Source organism: Streptoverticillium olivoreticuli subsp. olivoreticuli (assembly GCF_003391135.1).
Lineage (GTDB): Bacteria > Actinomycetota > Actinomycetes > Streptomycetales > Streptomycetaceae > Streptomyces > Streptomyces blastmyceticus.
In genome coordinates this window covers 7765562-7787146 of sequence record NZ_CP031455.1, presented here as the reverse complement: position 1 = coordinate 7787146, position 21585 = coordinate 7765562, and the positions used below count along the sequence as shown (strand labels likewise).

At 72.0% G+C, this 21585-nt stretch carries 18 protein-coding genes and 1 tRNA gene; 10 read left to right on the top strand and 9 right to left on the bottom strand.

All coding sequences use genetic code 11. The features are described 5' to 3' along the window. Nucleotides 1-8 precede the first annotated feature (8 nt). Entirely contained in the window at nucleotides 9-1082 is a 1074-nt protein-coding gene (locus DXZ73_RS33775; RefSeq protein WP_116214747.1) for a HoxN/HupN/NixA family nickel/cobalt transporter, read from the bottom strand. Nucleotides 1083-1613: 531 nt separating this feature from the next. On the opposite strand from DXZ73_RS33775, the gene cseB reads away from it, so the two are divergent. The 6 genes from cseB (at nucleotide 1614) to DXZ73_RS33745 (ending at nucleotide 8538) form a co-directional block, all read left to right on the top strand. Beyond that, a complete protein-coding gene (gene cseB / locus DXZ73_RS33770) occupies nucleotides 1614-2309 on the top strand; it encodes a two-component system response regulator CseB (RefSeq protein ID WP_116214746.1) in 696 nt (231 codons plus the stop codon). Nucleotides 2310-2314: 5 nt separating this feature from the next. After that, nucleotides 2315-3577 (top strand): sensor histidine kinase, encoded by a 1263-nt coding sequence (locus DXZ73_RS33765; protein ID WP_240351608.1) that lies wholly within the window; start codon nucleotides 2315-2317, stop codon nucleotides 3575-3577. Between the two features lie 123 nt (nucleotides 3578-3700). Further along, a complete protein-coding gene (locus DXZ73_RS33760; protein ID WP_116214745.1) occupies nucleotides 3701-4546 on the top strand; it encodes an ABC transporter ATP-binding protein in 846 nt (281 codons plus the stop codon). Nucleotides 4547-4619: 73 nt separating this feature from the next. Then, complete coding sequence (locus tag DXZ73_RS33755; RefSeq protein WP_116214744.1) at nucleotides 4620-7157, top strand: FtsX-like permease family protein; 2538 nt, start codon at nucleotides 4620-4622, stop codon at nucleotides 7155-7157. A gap of 144 nt (nucleotides 7158-7301) precedes the next feature. Then, nucleotides 7302-8093: an alpha/beta fold hydrolase gene (locus DXZ73_RS33750; protein ID WP_116214743.1), complete on the top strand. Its 792-nt coding sequence runs from the start codon at nucleotides 7302-7304 to the stop codon at nucleotides 8091-8093. A gap of 133 nt (nucleotides 8094-8226) precedes the next feature. Further along, nucleotides 8227-8538 carry a hypothetical protein gene (locus DXZ73_RS33745; protein WP_116214742.1) on the top strand — a complete coding sequence of 104 codons (312 nt, stop codon included), beginning with the start codon at nucleotides 8227-8229 and terminating at the stop codon, nucleotides 8536-8538. A gap of 62 nt (nucleotides 8539-8600) precedes the next feature. Here the strand turns inward: DXZ73_RS33745 and DXZ73_RS33740 are convergent, their stop codons facing one another. Next, nucleotides 8601-9197, bottom strand: coding sequence for a 2'-5' RNA ligase family protein (locus tag DXZ73_RS33740; RefSeq protein WP_240351607.1), 597 nt, complete (start codon nucleotides 9195-9197; stop codon nucleotides 8601-8603). 400 nt (nucleotides 9198-9597) lie between these two features. Between DXZ73_RS33740 and DXZ73_RS33735 the strand changes: the two genes are divergently transcribed. Beyond that, nucleotides 9598-10008 carry a hypothetical protein gene (locus tag DXZ73_RS33735; RefSeq protein WP_162890433.1) on the top strand — a complete coding sequence of 137 codons (411 nt, stop codon included), beginning with the start codon at nucleotides 9598-9600 and terminating at the stop codon, nucleotides 10006-10008. A gap of 27 nt (nucleotides 10009-10035) precedes the next feature. Here the strand turns inward: DXZ73_RS33735 and DXZ73_RS33730 are convergent, their stop codons facing one another. From DXZ73_RS33730 to DXZ73_RS33705, 6 genes are all read right to left on the bottom strand, one after another. After that, nucleotides 10036-12846 carry a pyridoxal-dependent decarboxylase gene (locus tag DXZ73_RS33730; protein ID WP_116214740.1) on the bottom strand — a complete coding sequence of 937 codons (2811 nt, stop codon included), beginning with the start codon at nucleotides 12844-12846 and terminating at the stop codon, nucleotides 10036-10038. Further along, a complete protein-coding gene (locus DXZ73_RS33725) occupies nucleotides 12843-13733 on the bottom strand; it encodes a hypothetical protein (RefSeq protein WP_162890432.1) in 891 nt (296 codons plus the stop codon). The genes DXZ73_RS33730 and DXZ73_RS33725 overlap by 4 nt, the downstream gene beginning before the upstream one ends. Before the next feature lie 22 nt (nucleotides 13734-13755). Further along, nucleotides 13756-15129, bottom strand: a complete 1374-nt coding sequence (locus DXZ73_RS33720) for a pyridoxal phosphate-dependent decarboxylase family protein (RefSeq protein WP_116214738.1) — start codon at nucleotides 15127-15129, stop codon at nucleotides 13756-13758. 151 nt (nucleotides 15130-15280) lie between these two features. Further along, nucleotides 15281-16768, bottom strand: coding sequence for a CoA transferase (locus tag DXZ73_RS33715; RefSeq protein WP_116214737.1), 1488 nt, complete (start codon nucleotides 16766-16768; stop codon nucleotides 15281-15283). Between the two features lie 39 nt (nucleotides 16769-16807). Then, on the bottom strand, nucleotides 16808-17806 hold the full coding sequence (locus tag DXZ73_RS33710; RefSeq protein WP_116216049.1) for a 3-hydroxyacyl-CoA dehydrogenase family protein: 999 nt from the start codon (nucleotides 17804-17806) through the stop codon (nucleotides 16808-16810). A gap of 50 nt (nucleotides 17807-17856) precedes the next feature. Then, a complete protein-coding gene (locus tag DXZ73_RS33705) occupies nucleotides 17857-18594 on the bottom strand; it encodes an acetoacetate decarboxylase (protein WP_116214736.1) in 738 nt (245 codons plus the stop codon). A gap of 209 nt (nucleotides 18595-18803) precedes the next feature. On the opposite strand from DXZ73_RS33705, the gene DXZ73_RS33700 reads away from it, so the two are divergent. Then, entirely contained in the window at nucleotides 18804-19700 is an 897-nt protein-coding gene (locus DXZ73_RS33700; RefSeq protein WP_116214735.1) for a LysR family transcriptional regulator, read from the top strand. Between the two features lie 127 nt (nucleotides 19701-19827). Here DXZ73_RS33700 and DXZ73_RS33695 read toward each other — a convergent pair. After that, nucleotides 19828-19904 (bottom strand) — tRNA-Pro (locus DXZ73_RS33695). A gap of 66 nt (nucleotides 19905-19970) precedes the next feature. On the opposite strand from DXZ73_RS33695, the gene DXZ73_RS33690 reads away from it, so the two are divergent. Then, nucleotides 19971-20615, top strand: coding sequence for a transketolase (locus DXZ73_RS33690; RefSeq protein ID WP_240351828.1), 645 nt, complete (start codon nucleotides 19971-19973; stop codon nucleotides 20613-20615). Between the two features lie 19 nt (nucleotides 20616-20634). Further along, a complete protein-coding gene (locus DXZ73_RS33685) occupies nucleotides 20635-21546 on the top strand; it encodes a transketolase family protein (protein WP_116214733.1) in 912 nt (303 codons plus the stop codon). Nucleotides 21547-21585 lie beyond the last annotated feature (39 nt).

Sequence of the window (21585 nt, the reverse complement as noted above, 5' to 3'; positions counted from 1 at the left end):
CCGGGCCGCTAGTCGGACGTCACCTCGGCGGGCTTGACGTTGGCAGTCCATTTTTCCTCGATGCGGGCGAATTTCCAGATCGCCAGGGCGATGATCCACGTGGCGAAGAACAGCCCGACGATGACGAAGCCCACGACGTTGAGGTCGAGCCCGCCGACCCAGTCCCAGAACGCCCCGTGCAGATCGAGCTTGTCGGCGATCAGGCCCAGCAGTTCGACGGTGCCGATGAGGAGGGCGACGGCGACGGACAGGCCGGTGATGGTGAGGTTGTAGTAGACCTTGCGCACCGGCTTGGAGAAGGCCCAGCCGTAGGCGAAGTTCATGAACGAGCCGTCGATGGTGTCCAGCAGGGACATGCCCGCCGCGAAGAGGACGGGCAGGCAGAGGATCGCGTACCAGGGCAGGCCGGACGCGGCGCCGGAGCCGGCCAGGACGAGCAGCGCGACCTCGGTGGCGGTGTCGAAGCCGAGACCGAACAGCAGGCCCAGGGGGTACATCTGCCACGGCTTGGTGATGGACTTCATCACCCGGCCCAGCAGGCGGTTCATGAAGCCGCGGTTGTTGAGCTGCTCCTCCAGCGCCGCCTCGTCGAAGTGACCGGCCCGCATCCCCCGGAAGACCTTCCAGATGCCGGCGAGGATCACGACGTTGACGATCGCGATCGCGTAGAGGAACACACCGGAGACGGTGGTGCCGATCCACCCGGTGATCTGGTGGAGCTGGGAATTGTCGTCCTGCACGGGACCGGCCAGGGCCTTGACGCCGAGCGAGAGCAGGAAGGCCAGCGCGAAGACGACGCTGGAGTGGCCGAGCGAGAACCAGAAGCCCACCGACAGCGGCCGCTTGCCCTCGTGCATCAGCTTGCGGGTGGTGTTGTCGATCGCCGCGATGTGGTCGGCGTCGAAGGCGTGCCGCATGCCGAGGGTGTAGGCGGTGACGCCGATGCCGATGCCGAAGGACTTGGTGCCGACGCTGTAGTGCTCGGGGGCGACGATGGCGATGAGGACGAACCAGCCGATGACATGCAGAGCCAGGATGAAGGCGGCCATACCACCCATGCGGCGCCACTCGGCGGGCGTCATCACTCCCGATATTCGCTGTCGACGAGTGGGACGTACGTCCTGGGTGACGGTGGTGGTGACCATGGCGGCCCCTTCCGAAGGTGCGCAAACAACGGCACACCGTAGGCGCATGGTCTTCGTAGCTGCAACCTGTGTGCACCAGCACCCTGGAGTACGGAAGCCGACACGGGCGCGCGGGCCGCCCCCACGCATCCGGAAGGCGGCCCGCGGGCCTGTCGCCGGGAAGCCCGGCGGGGTTATCGTGCGCCGGCCGTGGGCGGACGGAGCCGAGGCCGCGGGATCGTCGAAGGCCGGGTCCCCTCAAGCGGGGCGCCGCGGGCGGCTTTTGTGTCGGCCGGGTATCAGGGAGCGCTTGGTTGTCCATCGAATCCGTGCGCAGGGCTGTGCGACACAGTCGCCACGACCGATGTCTGCCTTATCGTTCCTTTCAGGCCGGGTCGCAGGACCTGTGCCCTACACCACCGTCCGAACAGGAGTCGTCTGCCCGTGTCCTCGTCCGCCCCGGCTCCGGCCTCTCCGCGACCTGTTCGCGTGCTGCTGGTGGAGGACGACGATCTGATGCGCCGGTCCTTCACCGTCGCCCTCGAGCGCTACGGCTACGAGATGAAGGCCGCGGCCGACGGGCTCGCGGGGCTCGATCTCTTCCGTGACGAGAGCTTCGACCTGCTGATTCTGGACGTGATGCTGCCCGGGCTGGACGGGATCGGCCTGTGCCGCAGGGTCCGGGAGACCAGCCTGGTGCCGGTCCTGATGATGTCCGCCCGCGGCGACGGGCTCGACGTCGTCGCCGGTCTGGAGGCCGGGGCGGACGACTACGTGGTCAAGCCCGTGGACACCTACGTACTCGTGGCACGCATCCGCTCGCTGCTGCGGCGGGCGACCTACGCGCCCGCCCCGGCCCCCGGGCAGGACGCGGGCGACGGGCCGCCGCCGTCCGAGGGCGAGTCGCTGGTCTTCGGGGACCTGACCATCGACACCGGCGGCCTGGAGGTGTTCGTCTCCGGCAGCCCGGTGGCGCTGACCCCGACGGAGCTGAAGCTGCTGCTGGAGTTCGCCGCCCACCCGGGCATCGTGCTGGAGCGGCACACCCTGCTGCGGAACGTGTGGGAGTACGGCTGGGACGGCGACAGCCGGGTCGTGGACCTGTGCGTGCAGCGGCTGCGCAGGAAGCTGGGCCGGGACCGGATCGAGACGGTCCGCGGCTTCGGCTACAAGCTCAGGCGCTGAGGTCGGTGCACCCGTTCCACCGGCCGCGGCCGGCCCGCGTGCCCCTGCGCTGGAAGATCGCCGCGCTGGCCGCGGCCACCGCCTGCCTGGTCGCGGCGGCGGTGGGCGTGCTGGTGCACCTGTGGACCGCGCAGGACATCCGGAGCCGGGCCGAGGCACAGGCCTTCAACAGCGTGTACTCGGCCATGGACGTCTACCGGCACACCGGGACGCTGGCGGACGGTGCCGAGCTCGATCCGGCCGAGCTGCCCGCCGGGCTGCGGCACCCGGCCGACGGCGACCGGCATACGGCCTACGACGGGCGCGTCGAGGGGAATCTGGGCCCGAGCGTCTGGGCGGCCCAGCGGACGGGCGGCCCGGGCAGCCGGGTGCTGGCCATTCGGGTCAACATGGGCCCGGAGCTCCACGGGCTGCGCCGACTCGACATGACCATGACGGTCGCCTCGCTGGTCGCGCTCGCTGCCGCGACGCCCCTCGCGGTGTACGGGGCCGGGCTGCTCGGCCGCCGACTGCGGCGGGTCTCCGAGACCGCGGGCCGGATCTCCGCCGGGGACCTCGATGCCCGGACCGGGCCCACCAAGGGAGGCGACGAGGTGGCCGACATCGCCGCCACCGTCGACCGCATGGCCGACAGTCTCGGCCGACGGCTGCGCACCGAGCGCCAGTTCACCGCGGACGTGGCCCACGAGCTGCGCACCCCCGTCGGCGGTCTGCTGGCCGCCGCCGACCTGCTGCCGCCCGGTGAGACGGAGGATCTGCTCCGGGCCCGGGTGCGCGACCTGCGCGGCCTGGTCGAGGACCTGCTGGAGATCTCCCGGCTGGACGCCGGGGCCGAACAGCCGGTCCGCGTCCGTGTGCCGCTCGACGCGGTCGTCTCCGAGGCCGTGACGCGCACCGGCTACGAGACGGAGGTCACCGTCGCCGACGCGCGGAGCGCGGAACCCTCGCCGACGGTGGAGACCGACCCGCGCCGCCTCGAACGGATCGTCAGCAATCTCGTCATCAACGCCCACCGGCACGGGGCCACCCCGGTGCGGGTCACCGTCGAGGGCCGTACGGTCGTCGTGCGCGACCACGGCCCCGGCTTCCCTCCGGACCTGCTGCGCGACGGCCCGCGCCGCTTCCACACGGGCGCGAAGGAGCGGGGCTCGGGCCACGGCCTGGGCCTGACCATCGCCCTGGGCCAAGCCCGGCTCCTCGGCGCCGAGCTGCGCCTGGACAACGCCCCGGACGGCGGCGCCGTCGCCACCCTGCGCCTGCCGGCCTGACCGCCCGGCCCCCGCAGAACCGATACGAAGCGGAGCGGACGCCGATACACGGCGGCCCGGGCTCCGATACGTTCCCCGGACACCCTTCGACGTGCACCCTTTGGCACCCGAAGAGGAGTCCCCGTGACCGCCGACCCCGTTGACCAGCTCGCCACGCCCGCGCCGTACCCGACGACCGGGATCGCGGCCACCGTCACCGACCTGTCGAAGGCCTACGGCAGCGGCGACACCCGTGTCGTCGCCCTGGACCGTGTCGGCATCTCCTTCCGGGAGGGCGAGTTCACCGCGATCATGGGCCCCTCCGGCTGCGGCAAGTCCACCCTGATGCACTGCGCCGCCGGGCTCGACTCGTTCGACTCCGGCTCCGTCCGCATCGGCACCACCGAACTGGGCACGCTCGACGACCGGCGGCTCACCGCGCTGCGCCGGGACCGGATCGGCTTCATCTTCCAGGCGTTCAACCTGCTGCCGACGCTGACCGCGCTGGAGAACATCACGCTGCCGCTGACCATCGCGGGCCGCCGGCCCGACCGGCAGTGGCTGGACCGCGTGGTCTCCATGGTCGGTCTCTCCCAGCGGCTCGACCACCGGCCCGGGCAGCTGTCCGGCGGGCAGCAGCAGCGCGTCGCGGTGGCCCGGGCCCTGGTCTCCCGCCCCGCGATCATCTTCGGCGACGAGCCCACCGGCAACCTCGACTCCCGCGCCGGGGCCGAGATCCTCGGCTTCCTGCGCGACTCGGTGCGCGGGATGGGCCAGACCGTGGTCATGGTCACCCACGACCCCGTCGCCGCCGGGTACGCCGACCGCGTGGTCTTCCTCGCCGACGGCCGTCTGGTCGACGAGATGGACCGTCCCACCCCGGAGAGGGTCCTGGACCGGATGCTGCGCCTTTCCGGGGGCGATATCACCAGCGGCTCCGCCGCACGGCCCCGGACCCCCGCGTTCGACACCCGCTCACGCACCAGCTGACCCGCACGCACGCCGGCACCGACCCAGCCGCCCGCTCGCATCCGCCGAGCCCGCCTCCCAGGATCCGCACCCCATGTTCCGTACCGCCCTGCGCAATGTGTTCGCGCACAAGGCCCGCCTGCTGATGACCGCGTTCGCGGTCATGCTCGGCGTCACCTTCATCACCGGCAGCCTCGTCTACGGCGACAGCCTGAACCGGGCCGCCGCCGGCCGGGCGACCGACGGCTACGAGCGCATCGCCGTCGACGTCGCCGCCGATGCCGATCCCGCCGACGGCGGCCGGCCGGGCAACCTCGATGCCCGCACCGTGGCCACCCTGGCCGAGCTCCCCGGCGTCGCCGCCGCCGCGGGCCGGGTCGACGGCTTCGCCGCCGTCGCCGGCCGCGACGGCCGGCTGATCGGCCACGGCTCGTCCCACCAGGGCGGCAACTTCGCCCCGGGAGCGGACGGCACGGACCCCGCCTACCGCTTCGTCCGGGGTTCCGGCCCGACCGGCGACGACGCGATCGCCCTCGACGAGACCACCGCCGCGAAGGGCGGCTACCGCGTCGGTGACACCGTGCGCGTCGGCACGGACAAGGGCGCCGCCTCCTACACCCTCAGCGGGGTCTTCCGCACCGACGGGACCAAGCTCCCTTCCGGGGGCAGCCTGACGCTGTTCGCCGGCGCCACCGCCCAGCGGCTCTTCCTCGAACCCGGCCGCTTCCAGAACGTCGAGCTCACGGCCGCACCCGGCACCCACCCGCAGGAGCTCCTCGGCCGCGTCCAGTCGGTGCTGCCCAAGGGCACCACCGCGGTCACCGGGGCCCGGCTCGCCCAGATCAAGGCGAACCTCGCCACCGCCGACAGCGACACCATGAGCCAGATCCTGGTGGGTTTCGCCGCGGTCGCCCTGTTCGTCGCCACCTTCCTCATCTCCAACACCTTCACCATGCTTGTCACCCGACGCACCAGGGAGCTGGCCCTGATGCGAGCCGTCGGCGCCTCGCGCAAGCAGGTGCGCCGCATCCTGCTGACCGAGTCCCTCCTCGTCGGCGCGATCGCCTCCGTGGCCGGCCTCGCCGCCGGCACCGGGGTCGCCGCCCTGCTCCGGACGCTGTTCGCCCCCGCCGACACCCCGGCCGCCCCGCTGGTCCTCACCCCGGGCACCGCGATCGTCTCCATGCTGGTCGGCACCCTCCTGCCCATGGTCGCCGCGTGGCTTCCGATCCGCCGGGCCATGGCCATCCCGCCCGTCGCCGCGCTCAGCGCGGCCGAGCCCGCGGCGCCCGCACGCGCGGGCTCCCTGCGCACCGGCATCGGCGCCGCGCTGGCGCTCGCCGGCACCGCCGCCGTGGTGTACGGGGCCCTCACCACGGGGAAGGACGCCCGGACCGTCATCGGCGTCGGCGCGGCCCTCGCCCTGACCGGGGCGATCGGCCTCATACCCCTGCTGTCCCGGCCGTTCGTCGCCCTGTTCAAGCCGTTGCTGACCCGCCTGCACCCGGTGCACGGTGACCTCGCCGCCCGCAACACCGTGCGCGACCCGCGCCGCACCGGCGCCACCGCCGCCGCGCTCGCCATCGCCCTCACCCTCGCCTCGGGCCTGTCCGTCCTCGGGGCCTCCGCCGCCCGGTACCTCGACCGCGCGACCACCCACGCCTTCACCGCCGACTATCTGGTCAAGCCCGCCGAGGGCGGCCGGCGGTTGACCCCGGCCGCCACCGCGCCCCTGAAGAAGCTGCCGGGCGCCACCCTCAGCCCGCTCGACCAGTCCACCGGATACCGCCTGGCCGGCGTCTCCTCCGTCCTGACCGGCGTCGACCCCGCCACCATCGGCCGGCTGCTGCGGTACGACGTCGTCAAGGGCTCCCTCGACTGCCTCGCCGAGGGCCGGATCGCCGTGGCCGACTTCAAGGCCGAGGAGGCGGGCTGGCACGTCGGTCAGACCCTCCCCCTGCAGCGTCAGGACGGCCAGCGGGGCAGCGTCACCATCGGCGCCATCTACCGGGCGGACGAGCAGAGCGAGCTGATGCCCAGCATCACCGCGCCCGACTCCCTCGTCGCCCGCTACGACTCCGCCCCGCACACCGCCGGGATCCTTCTCGCCACCGACGGCGGACCCGGCCGGGCCGCGCTCGCGGACGTCACCCACGCCCTCGGCGACAACCCCGCCCTGGCCGTCCTCGACCAGGCGGACATCCGGGACCGGGACAGCGGCAGCATCGGCGACCAACTCAACGTCTTCTACGCCCTGCTGAGCATGGCCCTGACGATCGCCGCGCTGGGCATCGCCAACACCCTCGCCATGTCCGTCCTCGAACGCCGCAAGGAGATCGGCACCCTGCGCGCCCTCGGCCTGGACCGCGCCGGAGTGACCCGGATGATCCGCCTGGAGGCCCTGCTCCTCGGCGCGCTCGGCGCGACCGTCGGCACGGTCATGGGCGTCTTCCTCGGCTGGGCACTCGGGCGCACCCTCCAGGAGAGCGTCGTGGGCTACGAGTTGGTCCTGCCCTGGGGACGCCTCGCTCTCGGCGTGCTCATCGCCCTGGCGGGCGCGCTGCTCGCCTCGCTCTGGCCGGCCCGCAGGGCCGCCCGCGTCGACATTCCCGCCGCGACGACGGCGCAGTGACCACGCGCCCGGAACGCCGATCCGATAACCCATGAGACGAAGCAGGCACTCCGGGAGATGATCTCTCCTGTGGTGGTCGGCGGCTGCCGGCATCGTGGGCAGCCGCCGACCACCGTCGTACCAGGCCCCGGAAGGACGCCCGCCGTGCCCTACGCCAAGACCCCCGACGGGGTCGACATCGCCTACCAGCTCCGCGGTGACGGAGCCCCGCTCGTCCTGCTCGCAGGCCAGGCGAACAACCACCACTGGTGGGACGACATCCGCGACGATTTCCACGTCACCCGCAGCACCCTCACGATCGACTACCGCGGCACCGGCGCGAGCGACGCACCCCACACGCCGTACAGCACCGGGCAGTTCGCCCGGGACGTGGTCGCCGTGCTCGACGAACTGGACATCGACCGCGCGGACGTCTACGGCACGTCCATGGGCGGGCGCGTGGCCCAGTGCGTGGCCGTCCACCACCCGCGGCGTGTCCGCTCGTTGGTGCTCGGCTGCACCTCGCCCGGCGGAGGGCACGGCATCGAGCGCGGCGACGACGTCCGCCGGTCACTGGCCGGTACGGACCCGGAGGCGACGCGGCGGGCACTGCTCGACCTGATGTACACCCCGTCCTGGCTCGCGACCCACCCCGGCCCGTACCGCACGCTGGGAGACCCCACCATGTCCGTGCACGCCCGGCGGCAGCATCTGGCCGCGAGCGACGGGCACGACGCGTGGGACGCGCTGCCCGGCATCAAGGCTCCCACCCTGGTGCTGCACGGCGGTGACGACCTTCTCAACCCCACCGCCAACGCGCCCTTGCTCGCGGACCGCATCCCGGACGCCCGGATGGTGATCATCCCAGGGGCCAGGCACGCCTACTTCGAGGAGTTCCGCGACACCGCAGGCCCCCTCGTACTCGACTTCCTCGACCGTGCGGCGCACAGGGCATGACCCGCGCGGGCGCCCCGGGACCGGACGCGGCCAGGATGGGCGGCCTGAGCCATTTCGGCTGAGGCCGAAGTTCTTGGGGCCGCGCGCAGGGGGCCGACATGCTGTTCTCCGGCAGCACACCGAGGAGGGCATCATGAGGAAGCTCCGCAACACAGTCGCCGTACTCGCCGCGGCCACCGCTCTCGGCGGCCTGGGCATCAGCACGGCGGTGGCCGCTCCCCCGGCCGCCCCGGCCCGGATCATGGAGTCGCCGACGCCGGACTGCGCCGACAGGGGCGGCCGCGCGCCCTGTTACGAGTACCGGACGTGGTTCTGGACCTTCGCCAACTGCGAGGAGTACGTGAGGAACCACGAGGTGGACCCCGTGAAGTACAACGGACACGTCTGCGCGGTCTTCACGAACGGCGCGACGGTCGGGCTCTGGTACCACAAGTACCGCGACTGACCGCGGCGTTCGCGCAGGACCGGCGGGTCCCTGGCCGCTCCTCGGACAGGGACCCGCCGCCGTCACTCCGGCGGTCGGTGGATCCCGCCCGTGCCCAGCGTGATCACGGCCCGGGGCCGCATGGGCCCCTCGCCGCGCCGGGAGAGCAGGACCACCTCCCCGACCACGACCGACAGCGCGCCGAGCCGGACGGCGCACTCGGCGGCCAGCCGCCGCGGGTCCCGAGTACGGCCGAGGGACAGATGCGGGGTGAAGCGGCCGCCGCGCCCGCGGCAGAGCGGGAACCGCGATCCCAGCGCCTGATGGAGACGGGCCCACGGCGCCGGGCCCGCCGCGGCCGGATCGAGCCACACCGTCGCGTCGTGCCGGTGCCGGAAGTACCGCACCCCGGCCAGCCGCGCCGTGAACGCCGCGCTCTCCGCCGCCCCGGCGGCCAGCAGCGGCACAGCCCGCGCGAACTCCTCCTCCGGCACGAAGCCGAACAGCAGATTCACATGCGGCGGCCATCGCCGTACCTGCGGATCGTGCTCCCAGCGGATGTCCTGAATCGCGGGCCAGAGCTCCTGCGGCGGCAGCCACGCCACCGCCGTCCGGGCCGTCGGCGCCACCTCGAGCACGTCCATCGGCTCGGCCCCGCCGAAAACCCGGTTCCCGTCCACACTCCCATGATCCGGACCGCGTCCGATTCGCACGAGTCGGCAAGCGGCGAGTCGCGGGACCGCGCCGTCACGGCCTTTGTCCAGGCATCCGGCGCCATGACGACCGCGAGCGCGTCCACATGGGGCACGGCGCATGTGCGACCCCCCGCGCCTGCCGTGGATCAGATGCTGCCTCCGGCCCGGCCTCTGTCGCCGATCACCCGTCGTGGTCCGGGCGGGAACGGGAGGATGCTGCTGCCGTCTGCGGGTGGCCGCAGTCCTGGAGAGGGAATGGGGAGCCATGGGCAAGGAGTTCTCGTGGGGCAGGACCTTGGGGTGCGCGGCAGCGGCCGCGGCCCTGCTGGCGGGACCGGCGGCGCTTCCCGCGGCCGCGCATACGTCGGACGCGATCGTCAGCTGCGTGGGGAACAACACCATCGAGTTCTCACCGGGGTTGTCGTTGCAGGCGCGGCACACCCGGATCAGCGGCAGCGGTGCGTACAGCTGCCTGTCGGCGGATCCGGCTCTGAAATGGGGAAAGTCCGTCATCACCGGTGACGGGTCGAACGGCTGCTTCGCTTCCGACGCGACCACCGTGGAGCACATCACGTGGAACACCGGAGAAACGACCACGGTCGTGTACCGGCTGGGAAATGTGCAGCAAGTGGCGGGGGAAGCCGTTGTGTTGGTCGTGGGCCGGGTGAAGTCGGGGAAGTTCAAGGACAGGACGGTGGCCTCTCCGGGCTTTCACGTCACGGTCGATCCGCTGCGGTGCGCCTCCGAGAAGGGCGTGCAGCTGATCACCGGGCCATCCACACTGGTGATCGTCTGACGGGCGTCGACGTCGTCGCGTCCGCGGTCACAGCCGACGGCCGATGCCGGTGACCAGGTCCAGGACGTGTGCGACGTCGTCGTGGGTGCTGGTGGGGTTGATGGTGCACATTCGCAGCACGGTGGCACCGCGCACGCGGGTGGTCAGGATCAGGGCCTGACCGTCGGCGCACACCTTCCGGCTGATGTGTTCCTGGGCGGAGTCGGCGTCCCAGCCCGGGGGCGCGTCCGCCGGGTGGTAGCGGAAGGTGACGATGGCGAGGCTGGGCGGGGTGACGAGCCTCAGCTCGGGGTGGGCCTCGATGAGCGCCCCGGCGTGCTCGGCAAGGTCCATACCGTGCTCGATGGCCTGCCGGAAGGCGCGGGCGCCGAATGTCTTCAGCGAGAGCCACAGTTTCAGGGCGCGCAGGCCACGGCTCTGCTGTGGCCCGTAGTCGGAGAGGTTGACTTCGTCCCCCTGGGATTCGGCCGGGTCGAGATAGCCGGTGTCCAGGCAATGGCGTGCCATGCCGAAGGTGGCCGGGAGCAGCTCGGGGCGGCGCAGCAGGGCGCAGCCGATCTCGTAGGGCTGGAACAGCCACTTGTGCGGGTCGACGGTGAGGGAGTCGGCTCGGCACAGGGCGCCGCGCAAGTGGTGACCACGGGTGGTGCCTGCGGCGGCCGCGCCGTGGGCACCGTCGATGTGCAGCCACAGCCCTTCCCGTTCGCACAGGTCGGCAAGGTCGTCGAGGGGGTCGACGGCGCCGGTGCCGGTCGTGCCGAGGGTCGCGACGACGCCGAAGGGGCGACGGCCCCGGCTCCGGTCGTGGTCGATCCGCCGGGCGAGGGCGGTGACGTCCAGCCGCAGGCCGTCGACGGCGGGGATGACGGAGAGTTGCTCCCGGGTGAGGCCCAGGAGGTGAACCGCACGGGCGATGGAGGGGTGGGCCTGGGAGGAGCAGTACAGGCGGGCGTGTGCCCGGTCGCCGTCGAGGTGGTGGTCGCGTGCGACGGCCAGGCAGGTGAAGTTGGCCATGGAGCCCCCGCTGACGAACAGGCCGCCGTGGCCGCCGGGGAGGCCCAGGAATGTCTTGAGCCAACCGAGGGTGGTCAGTTCGAGCTGAGTGGGTCCGGCTCCTACGAGCCAGGCTCCGGGGACGGACAGATAGGCGGAGGCGAGCGCGTCGGCGAGTACGGCCGGGAAGTTGCCGGTGGAGGGCACGAAGGCGAAACAGCGCGGGTGGTCCAGGCGGGTCGCCCGGTCGAGCGCGTGACGCGTCACGTGGTCGAGAAGGGCGCACACGTCCTCGGTACCGCGCTCGGGGAGGGGCTCTTCCAGGGCGGTCCTGAGGCTGTCGGGCGAGGGCACGCGGCGGGGCGGCCGGTCGCCGGCCGTGGTGATCCGGTCGATGATCAGGTCGATGGTGTGGCCGCCGGCCTCGCGCATCCGCCGCTCGTCCAGGCGCAGGAAGGGAGGTTCTGCCCCGGGTGGACCCCCGCCGGGAAATCCGGGGCGGCCTTCCGGACGTACCGGCCCGGTCCGGTGCCGCTGGTCGAAGGCGGCGATCCAGTCCCGGGCCGCCGGGCTCGGGCGAGGGCGGGGCTCCAGCGCGGCGACCGGCCGGCGGAACTGGAGGAGGGCCAGCTCCTGGCCCGCGGTGACCGGTCCCGGGTGGGCGACGGCCCACCACAACGCCTCGTCGTCGGCGAGGCGGGCGACGTCGGCCGGCGCGGGGAGAGGGCCGGTCACTCCGTGGCCGTTCTTGCGGTAGCGCCCTGTGGCCGCGAGGCCGTGCACGGTGGTTTCCGTGGGAGCGTGCACGACCAGCTGGCTCTGGCGCGGCCCCGGTGGGAACGCCCTGGCCGCCGGCGGCGGCAGAGCGGGGAGGAGGAAGGCCAGGATGTGCAGGCCCAGGGAGGGCAGCAGTCCCGCGGCACGCTCGGTGGCCTGGACCAGGGAGACCACGGTCTGGAAGCGGGGGTTGACCTCGATGGCCAGCAGCCGGCCCTCGTCCGCCACCAGGTCCAGGCCGAAGACGCCGCGGAAGCCGCGCCCTCGAAGCACCTCGCCCACGCGCCGGGCGGCCTGGCGTGCCTGCTCGTACAGATCCCCTGGCAGGTCGTGCGGGTGTACGAGCTGATTGCCGCAGTGCGTTCCCCAGGACGCGGCCAGTTCCGGGATCCCCACCAGCTGGTGGGACACCGCCGAGACGACGGTCCTGTCCGGTCCGGCGCAGGCGGTGACGGTCAGGGAGATCCCGGGAGAGTAACGGCTCAGCTTGACCGGCTGGTCCGGCCAGGAGTCCAGGCAGGCCCGCAGGCTCGCCGGTGAGTCGACAAGGACGGTCCCCCGGCCGATGAGGTTGTTCTCCCGCCGCTGGGCGACCGCCTGCTGCCATTGGCAGTTCCAGTACGCTTCGGCCGGCCCGCGCCCGGTCGCGGGGATGACCAGGGCCGGCGGGGCGGGCACGCCGGCCGTCGCGAACAGTCCGATGGCGCTGATCTTGTCCGCGGCCCAGGCGGTGACGCCGAGGTCCGGTGCGAGCAGACGGTACCCGTACGTTCTCGCCCAGGTACGGGCGTTGGTGCCGTGCTCGGGGGCGAAGGACACACAGACGCGGCGCGCGTCCGGCGTGCCCGGCCGGTGACCGGGCGGAGGCACGGGCAGTGACCGGAACGCGGAGACCGGCTCATGTCTCAGCCAGGCCGGCATCGGCTGGAACGATGCGCTCAGGAACGGGCAGTGGTCCAGCCACACGACCTCGTCGACCGTGTCGGCCAGGATCCGAAGCCCTGTGTGCGCGTCGACGCCCTCGATGTCTCCGGCAGTCCGGGAGGAGGTGCTCCGGTACTCGGTCATGTGCTGGTGTTCCGCCCCTCTTCCCGGACGAGATGCTGTCGGCGGAGCGAGCCGCCTTCGGGGACGCAACGCTCACAGATCCTCACGTGATTTCTCCGGTTCCGCCGTTGTGCCGCCCGTAAGGAAGCTTCCGCCCGGCGGATCGCGTCGATGGCGCCGGTCTCCGGCGAGAGGTTTTCGAGAGCGCGTCCGAGCGTGTGCAGTCGGTCCGCCATCACTTGGTGTTCCCGGTTGAAGACTCCGGAGAATCCCGGCGCGACGAAGGGGGGTTCCATGGTCGGCCGGATCTCGTTCCGGTACACGGAGGAGGGGAAGTCCGAGGCGTAGGTCATGGCGGCGGTGGCGGCCTCGTACAGCGCCTCCAACCGTTCCATGCCACTGACCAGAGACGGCCACTGGGAATCGCGCGCGGCGGCCACGGTCTCGTCCAAGGTGGTGTTCATGACGGTGAGCAGCAGGTGGAAGAGCTGATGCCCCAGCTTCCAGCGCCGCAGCGCGCCGGCCTGGTCACCGGCCGACGCCACCGTCGACGGCGCGGAGGGCTGTTCCGTGACAGTTCCGGGAGGAGTCTCTCCGGGCCCGGGCGCGGTACGCGTCCAGGACATCAGCGTGGCGTGCGACGCGAGCAGCAGGCCGGTCACAATGCCGACGCGCTGTTCCTCTTCGAGGCCGGCACGGGGGAGGTCGTCGAGGACGGCCGCCTGGAGATCCAGGCAACCACGGGTCCAGGTGGCCAGGTCCGGCGCATCGCGGGAAATGTGGAAGTACCGCTCGTAGTCGGCCACGCCGCCACTCGTCGGTGCTCCGGGGATCCGCGAGTCGTCCGGCAGGCTCAGTGGATTCAACAGCGCGGCACTCGGCAGAGCTTCATGGGATCCCGTACTCATGTGCCCACTCCTCCGGCAGAGTTCATTTCGAAGCCTTCGCGAGGCCCTCCACACGTGGGTGCAAGCGCTCCAGGTAGAGCTCGCTCTCCGGTTTCATCAGCACGCTGCGCAGGATGTGCGCGTGGTCGGTGTCCACGACGACGTCCGTACGACGGGCGGTGAAGTCGGCCGCTCCGATACGGGCGGTGCTGAGGAACACGGGGTCCTCTTCGGCGTTCATGCCCCGGCGCATCACGTCGTTGCTGGCCGCGCCGATACGGGACAAGGTGGCGGGCGTGCAGGACGGGTAATACGTCACGATGTCGAGCTCGGGCGGCTGGTACAACTCCAGGTGCGGGGATCCGTCGATCAGAGCGGCCCAGCGCAGGGCGGCCCGGCGTCCGGCGGCGAGCACTCCGCCCAGCCCTTTGCGGCTGAGGGGCAGCAGTTCGAGGGTCAGCCACAGGGCGGCGGCGGACGCACCGGACCGTGAGCACTCGAGGCTGATCTCCCCCAGGTGCGGCCGGTCGGACGTGAAGTAGGTGTAGGGCGACTCGTGCCGGTAGAACCGGGCAATGGCCGGATCACGGAAAATCACCGCTCCGCAGCCGTACGGCTGCAGGCCGTGCTTGTGCGGGTCGATCACCACGGAATCGCAGTGGGCGATCGCGTGCCAGGCTTCCCTGGTCACCAGCGCGCCAGGAGGTTCCTCATCCGCGAGGAGAGCGAAGAAACCCCCGTAGGCGGCGTCCACATGGACACGCACTCCGTGCCGCCGCGCCAACGGCACGATGCGGTGGAGCGGGTCGACGGCACCCAGCGCCGTGGTCCCGGTGGTGGCCACGACGGTCCCCACGGTTCCGGTGGACAGCAGACGCTCCAGCGCGGCTGTGTCCATCCGCCCGCGATCGTCCGCGGCCACCATGTGCGCCTGTACACCCAGCAGATGGCACATCCGGGTATGGGTGTAATGCCCCTCGACGCCGACCGCGACGCCCTTGCCGGGATGACTCTCCCGGGCGACGAACAACGCCTCCAGATTCGCCTGGGTGCCGCTGCTGGTGAGATGCCCCAGGTGCTCCTCGAAGCCGAACATGGCCGCGAGCCGCTCGACCACCTCCTCTTCCATGGCCGAGGTGGCCGGACCGCCGTCCAGCGCATGGTTGTTGGAATTCACGAGCATGGCCGCGAGATAGCCGGCGACGGCGACCGGGTGCGGCGGTTTGAGCATCTGACCGGCATAGCAGGGGTGGAAGAAGGGGTAACTGCCGCGCAGTCGGGCGGTCAGCTCCTCGAACGCCGCGGCGCAGGCGCCCTCGTCCACCGCCATGGCGGGATGGGCCGCGTAGTCGGCGTACGACTGCGTCCACGCCCGGAAATCCTCCACCCCTCGCTCGAGCCAGTACCTCAGCTCCATCCCCACCCCCGACGCCCGGTTGCCCCCGACCGCGGTAACCGTAGTCACGGCAAATCGCCCAGCTGGTGTGATCATTGAGACAATCACCTGAAAGGCGGCAAACCTGGTCCGGCAGGTTTACCTTCCGACGCCGCTCTCCGGCAGCCGGTGGTCAGCCGCGGGGCAGCCACTCCGGGCGGCAGGCGCCGCGCGGGAGGAGGATCTGCCGGTACGCGCCCGGGGTTTCGGACATCCGCACCTGGTCGGTGACGCCCTGGTAGTGGCCGAGCGGGGTCCGCGCGGTGAAGGTCTCGGGGTCGGGGTAGGCGTGCTCCTCGCCGGTGCCGGCGATCGCGGTGGCGTACGCCTTGTCGAAGACGCCCATGCTCAGGATCCACAGGGCGACCCGGGACAGGGAGACGTGGACGCGGTAGCTGCCGCCTTCGACGGCGCGGCGGCGCAGGGCCTCCACGATGCCGGCTGTCATGAACCACGAGACCAAATAGTCGTTGACCACCGTGATCGGCGGCAGGGCCGGCCTGTCGCCGTCGCCCTCCAGGTGCAGCAGCCCGGTCAGCGCGCCCGCGGTCTGGTCGAAGCCGAGGTAGTCGGCCCAGGGGCCGCTCCTTCCGTTCAGCGAGACGGTCGCGTACACCAGGCCCGGCCGCCGGGCGATCGCCTCGTCCTCCGACAGCCCGATGGACTCCAGGAAGCCGGGACGGCGGTTGGCGAAGAAGACGTCGGCCCCCGCCTGGAGTCCATGGATGCGGGCCAGGCCCTCGGTGGTGTACGGGCTCACCGTCGCCGAGCGGACGCCGACGTTGGCCGTACGGTAGGTGACGTCGTGCTCCAGCTCGTTCGGCCGCCACAGGTTGAGCACGTCGGCCCCGTGCAGGGCCAGCGCCCGGCCGGCGCCGGCGCCCGCGATGATGTGGCCCATGCCCAGCGCCCGCACCCCGTCCAGCGGCGCGGTCGCGCCCTCGGGCAGCGGCTCGGGCGCGCTGTCGCCGACACGCGCGATCTCCACCAGCGGCATGTGCGCGAGGTGGTCGGTGTATTGACGCTCTGTCAGAATTTCGCTCGGCGTACGGACCATGGGCATCACCGCACCGGCTTCGGCCCCGGCCCGCTCCAGCTCGCGGGCGTCCCACTTGGCGACGGCGGCGGCGACGGCCTCGGGTATCTCCGGCGCGCCCAGCAGCTTCTGCGCGGCCTGCTTGATGTTGGGGTAGATGTTGAACGGCATCATCCAGCGCCCGTCGGCCGTCCGGTAGAACGCGTTGGCATAGGCCATGTTGGGGATGGACGGAGTGCCGGCGGGGTAGCCGTTGAGCAGCTCCCACTTCTGATCGTAGAAGGGGCAGAGCCGGTGCGGGCCCACCCGCAGGTCCATCGCGATGTCCTGGCCCGGGCCGCCGCGCTGCCGCCACAGCGCGGCGACGGCGGCGGACTTGGCGACGAGGGCGATGCCGGAGGCGGCGCCGAGCCGCAGGGTGCTGGGCACCACCGGGTCGGCTCCGTAGTACGTGATCGTGCCGCCGGTGTCCTCGGGCTTCAGCCCGATGCCGGCCAGGACGTCGGCCGTTTCGGCATGGACGTCGAACGTGTCGTCCGTCGCGGGGGCGGCGATCGCCTGGGTGATCTTGTCGGTGAGAGACATGGTGCGTCGTTTCCCGGGTGGGTGAGGTTCGGTGAGGGGTCAGTCGCGGGTGGGAGCGGGTGTGCCGGGGGCGTCGCCGAGGACGCGCATCAGGGCGATCTGCGCGCGGTCGCGGCGAGCGGCGAGCTCGCCGACCGGCACATCGCCGAAGGCCTGCCGGGCCTGCTCGGTCAGCCGGGCGACGGTGGTCTCGTCGAAGGCGGGGCTGCCCAGGCCCGGCCACGTGGCCTCCATGGCGCGGCCGAGGTGCTCGATGAAGTGCGGCAGGCCGCCGGGGCCGCCGCCGAGGTGGAAGGTGCGGAAGGGGCCCGCCACGGCCCAGCGCGGACCGATGGAGGCGGTGACGATGTCGTCGAGCTCCTGCTCGGTCACCACTCCTTCGGCCACCAGATGCACGGCCTCGCGGAAGAGAGCGGACTGCAGCCGGTTGGCGACGAAGCCGGGGATCTCCTTGTGCAGGACCTGCGGCCGCTTGCCCAGCGCCGCGTAGAAGTCGCGGGCCCGCTCCACGGTGGCCGGGGAGGTCCGCTCGCCGGGCACGATCTCCACCAGCGGCACCAGGTGCGGCGGATTGAAGGGGTGGCCGACGACCAGACGCTCGGGCTGCCGCATCGCCCGCGCGATGGCGGTGGCCGGGATGCCGGAGGTGGAGGTGGCCAGCAGCGCGTGGGCGGGCGCGGCCCGCTCGACGGTCCGCCAGATCTCCTGCTTGACCTCCAGGCGCTCGGGCCCGTTCTCCTGGACGACGTCGGCGTCCGCGACGGCGGTGGCGAGGTCGGCCTCGAAGCGCAGCCGGCCGGTCAGGCCCTCGGTGGGCAGCCCCAGCGCGGCCAGGCCCGGGACGACCTCCTCCAGACCGTCGAGAACCAGCTTCTCCACGTCGGGGCGCGGGTCGCTGACGACGACGTCCATGCCGTGGGCGAGGAACAGGCCGGCCCAGGAGATGCCGATCACCCCGCCGCCGATGATCGTGGCCCGCCGGTACGCGCCCGGGAGGCGGGCGGCGTCCGCGGCTGCCGGTTCAGTGCTGTTGTCCATCGTCTTCACGCTTCTCCTGATGTCTGTGGTGCCGGCGGGATAGGGAGCCTTCAGCCGGCGAGGTAGTCGTGGACCGCTTCGGCGGGGCTGAGGGTGAGGTCGGCGACGATGTGGCTCGCGCCGACGACCTCCAGGACGGGCAGGTCCGCGAGCGGCGCCAGCGCGTGGGCGAAGAGCTGCAGCCGGGCCGGGCCGCGGAACGCGCTCTTGACCGTGATGTCGTCGATCCGGGTGCGGACCAGCTCGCAGATGCGCGGCGTACCGTCGTAGCCGAGCGCGGTCTTGACCATGAACGTGGGCGTACGGATCTCCGCGCGGGCCTCGTCCGGGTCCATCGGGTCGTGCTTGTAGCCCATGGTGGCGGTGGCCACCCGCAGCGAGCCGTAGTCGAGGGTGCCGACCAGCGTGTCGGAGTCGACGCGGAGCACGGGGGAGCCGAACTTCTTCGGGTAGGCGCTCAGTTCGCGGCCGCTGGTGATCGCCGGCACGCTGTCGACGTACATCGCCAGGTTGAACTCACCGTGCTCGCCGTCGTGTTCGACGGAGATGAGCTGGCCGGCCTCGGTGTAGTCACCCAGGCCCGTCACGTCCGGCATCCGGATGACCTCGAAGCGGACCAGCGGCTCGGTGACGGTCAGCGGCTCGGGGACGATCCGGCGCAGGGCCTCGGGGTCGGTGCGATAGGTGATGTTGAGGTACTCGCGGTCGGTGAACCGGTACCGGGTGGGGGCATAGGCAGGCGCGTTCACCGGGGTGGTGAACAGGCGCGCGACGTCTTGCGAGCGCATCGGAGGACTCCAGGGAGACCGCTGCGGCACCGCGGGCGGAGGCCTGCCGGCTCGGCGCCGCACGGCTCCCGCAGCGTCTCCCGTCTCGGGGATTCTCGGGAGGGAAGGAGCGCCGGGCTCGTCGACCGGAGCTCCCACGACCGAGTGAACGCCCCGGGCGGGATGTCTGTCCAATATATGTTTTCGTAGATCGAGATATGGTTGACCATATGGAACTGACCAGGCGCCTCCTCGAACAATTCCTGGCCGTGGTCGACGAGCAGCACTTCGGCCGGGCCGCGGAACGCCTCTCGATGAGCCAGCCACCCCTCAGCCAGGCCATCCAGCGCCTGGAGCGGGGCATCGGCGCGCCCCTCCTGGAGCGTGGGCCGCGCGGTGTGCGCCCGACCCCCGCAGGTGCGGTCTTCGCCACGGACGCACGGCGGATGCTCCACCTCCAGGACGCCGCCGTCGAACGCGCGCGGCGCGTCGCCCACGGGCTGGAGGGCGATGTGCGGGTGGGGTACGTCAGCATCCTCAGCCACCGCTATCTGCCCCGACTGCTGCGCGCGGCCGCCCGGGAGATGCCCGGCCTGCGGATCAAGCTGCGCCAGGACTCCTCGGCGTCCGTCGCGGAAATGGTCCGGTCCGGCGCCCTCGACCTGGGATTCCTGCGCGACCCCGCACCCGTACCGGCCGACCTGGTCACCCGGGACGTCGCCGTCGAGCGCCTCGCCGCCGCGCTCCCCACCGACCACCGGCTGGCCGGTGAGCAAACGATCGGACTGGCGGACCTGCGCGAGGAGGACTTCGTCCTGCCCGACGCCACGGCGCTGCCGTCGCTCGCGCAGCAGCTCCAACTCGCCTGCCACGAGGTGGGCTTCACCCCCCGGCTCCGGGCCACCGCCGACGACCTCACCGGCCTGTTCGGCTACGTGGCCTCCGGGCTGTGCGTCAGCGCCCTCCCCGAGGAACTGAGCGAGTTCGCCCTCCCCGGAATCACCTTCGTCCCGCTCCGGGGCACATCACCCAACCTGGACACCCACGTCACCGCGGTCCTCCGCCCGGACGCGGACGCGGCCGTCCGACGGCTGCTCGATCTGATTACCCGTCACATGTCTGACTGAGGAGCATCGGCCGATCGGCCGCCCACTCCCCACGGCTCACACCGGCACCGCGACCACAATCCGGCACAACACGGGAAAGGCCGCCCTCGCATCCCTGCGAGAACGGCCTCTGACCTGCGAAAATCGCTGGTCGGGACGGCGGGATTTGAACCCACGACCCCTTGACCCCCAGTCAAGTGCGCTACCAAACTGCGCCACGTCCCGGTGCTTGTCCGGCTCGGGTTTTTCCCCTCGCCGACCGCGCACGAGAACAATACCGCACATCAGCGGGTGGCCGCGCACGGCTTTCGGGCCGGGGTGGATCACCGGTGGGGGTTGACCTCAAGTTTGGTCGAGTACGACCGTGTCCTGCGGGTCTCCCCGGAGCTGCGGGAGGCGCCCGGGCGGGACCGGTTCCTGTTGTCCAAGGGGCACGGGCCCATGGCGTACTACGCGGTGCTCGCCGCCAAGGGCTTCTTCCCTGAGGAGTGGCTGAGCGGCTTCGGGGCGTACGAATCGCCGCTGGGGCACCATCCGGACCGGGTGCTGGTGCCGGGCGTGGAGATCGGCAGCGGCTCGCTGGGGCACGGTCTGCCGCTGGGCGTGGGGACGGCGCTGGGGCTGCGGGCCCAGGGCAGGGACGAGGCCCGGGTGTGGGTGCTGATCGGGGACGCCGAGCTCGACGAGGGCAGCAACCACGAGGCCATCGCCTACGCCGGGGCCGCCGGGCTCGGCGCGCTCCACGCGGTGGTCGTCGACAACGCCTCGGCCACCCACGGATGGCGTGGCGGGATCGCCTCCCGGTTCGAGGCGGCCGGGTGGTCCGCCACCACGGTCGACGGCCATGATCACGAGGCGCTCCACGAGGCCTTCACCGCGCCCCACCCCGGCAGGCCGCACGCCGTGGTCGCCCGCGTCACCCCCAAGAACGCCTGAAGCCCAGGAAGGCACCCCCATGGACACCATGCGTGAGCGTTTCACCTCCATCCTCTCCGGGCTGCTCGACACCGACCCCCGCCTCGCCCTGGTGCTCGCCGACATCGGCGCGGCCGGATTCGAGGAGGCCCGTCTCGCCCACCCCGATCGTGTGATCAACGTCGGCATCCGGGAGCAGCTGCTCATCGGCGCGGGCGCGGGGCTGGCCCTGACCGGGATGCGGCCGGTCGTGCACACCTTCGCGAGCTTCCTCGTGGAGCGCGCCTTCGAGCAGGTCAAGCTGGACTTCGGGCACCAGGGCCTGGGCGGGGTGCTGGTCAGTGCGGGAGGCTCGTACGACTGGCCGGCCGGTGGCCACACCCATATGTCGCCCGGGGACATCGCGCTCCTCGACACCCTCGACGGCTGGACCGTGCACGTCCCGGGCCACCCCGACGAGGCCGAGACCCTGCTGCGGCAGGCGGTCGCGGCGGGGGACGACCGGGTGTACGTACGGCTCTCGGCGCACTCCAACGCGACGGCCCGGCCGGTCGGCCACGGGTTCCGCACCGTGCGCGAAGGGCGCGCCGGGGTGGTCGTGGCGGTCGGGCCGATGCTGGACAACGTGCTGGCGGCGGTCGAGGGGCTGGGCGTGACCGTGCTGTACGCGGCGACGGTACGGCCCTTCGACGGCGCCTCCCTGCGGGCGGCGGTCGGCGAGGTCACCGGGACGGGTGGCGGCGCCGATGTCGTCCTGGTCGAGCCGTACCTCGCAGGCACGTCCGGCGCCGCCGTGAACGACGCCCTCGCCGATCTGCCGCACCGCGTGCTCGGCCTCGGCATCGGCCGGCGGGAGCTGCGCCGCTACGGCTCGATCGAGGAGCACCTCGCGGGGCAGGGTCTGGATCCCCGTTCGCTCGGTGAGCGGATCGTGTCCTTCCTGAAGCGGTGATTCCTGAAGCGGTGAGCGGCGGTCCGACGCGTCGACGAT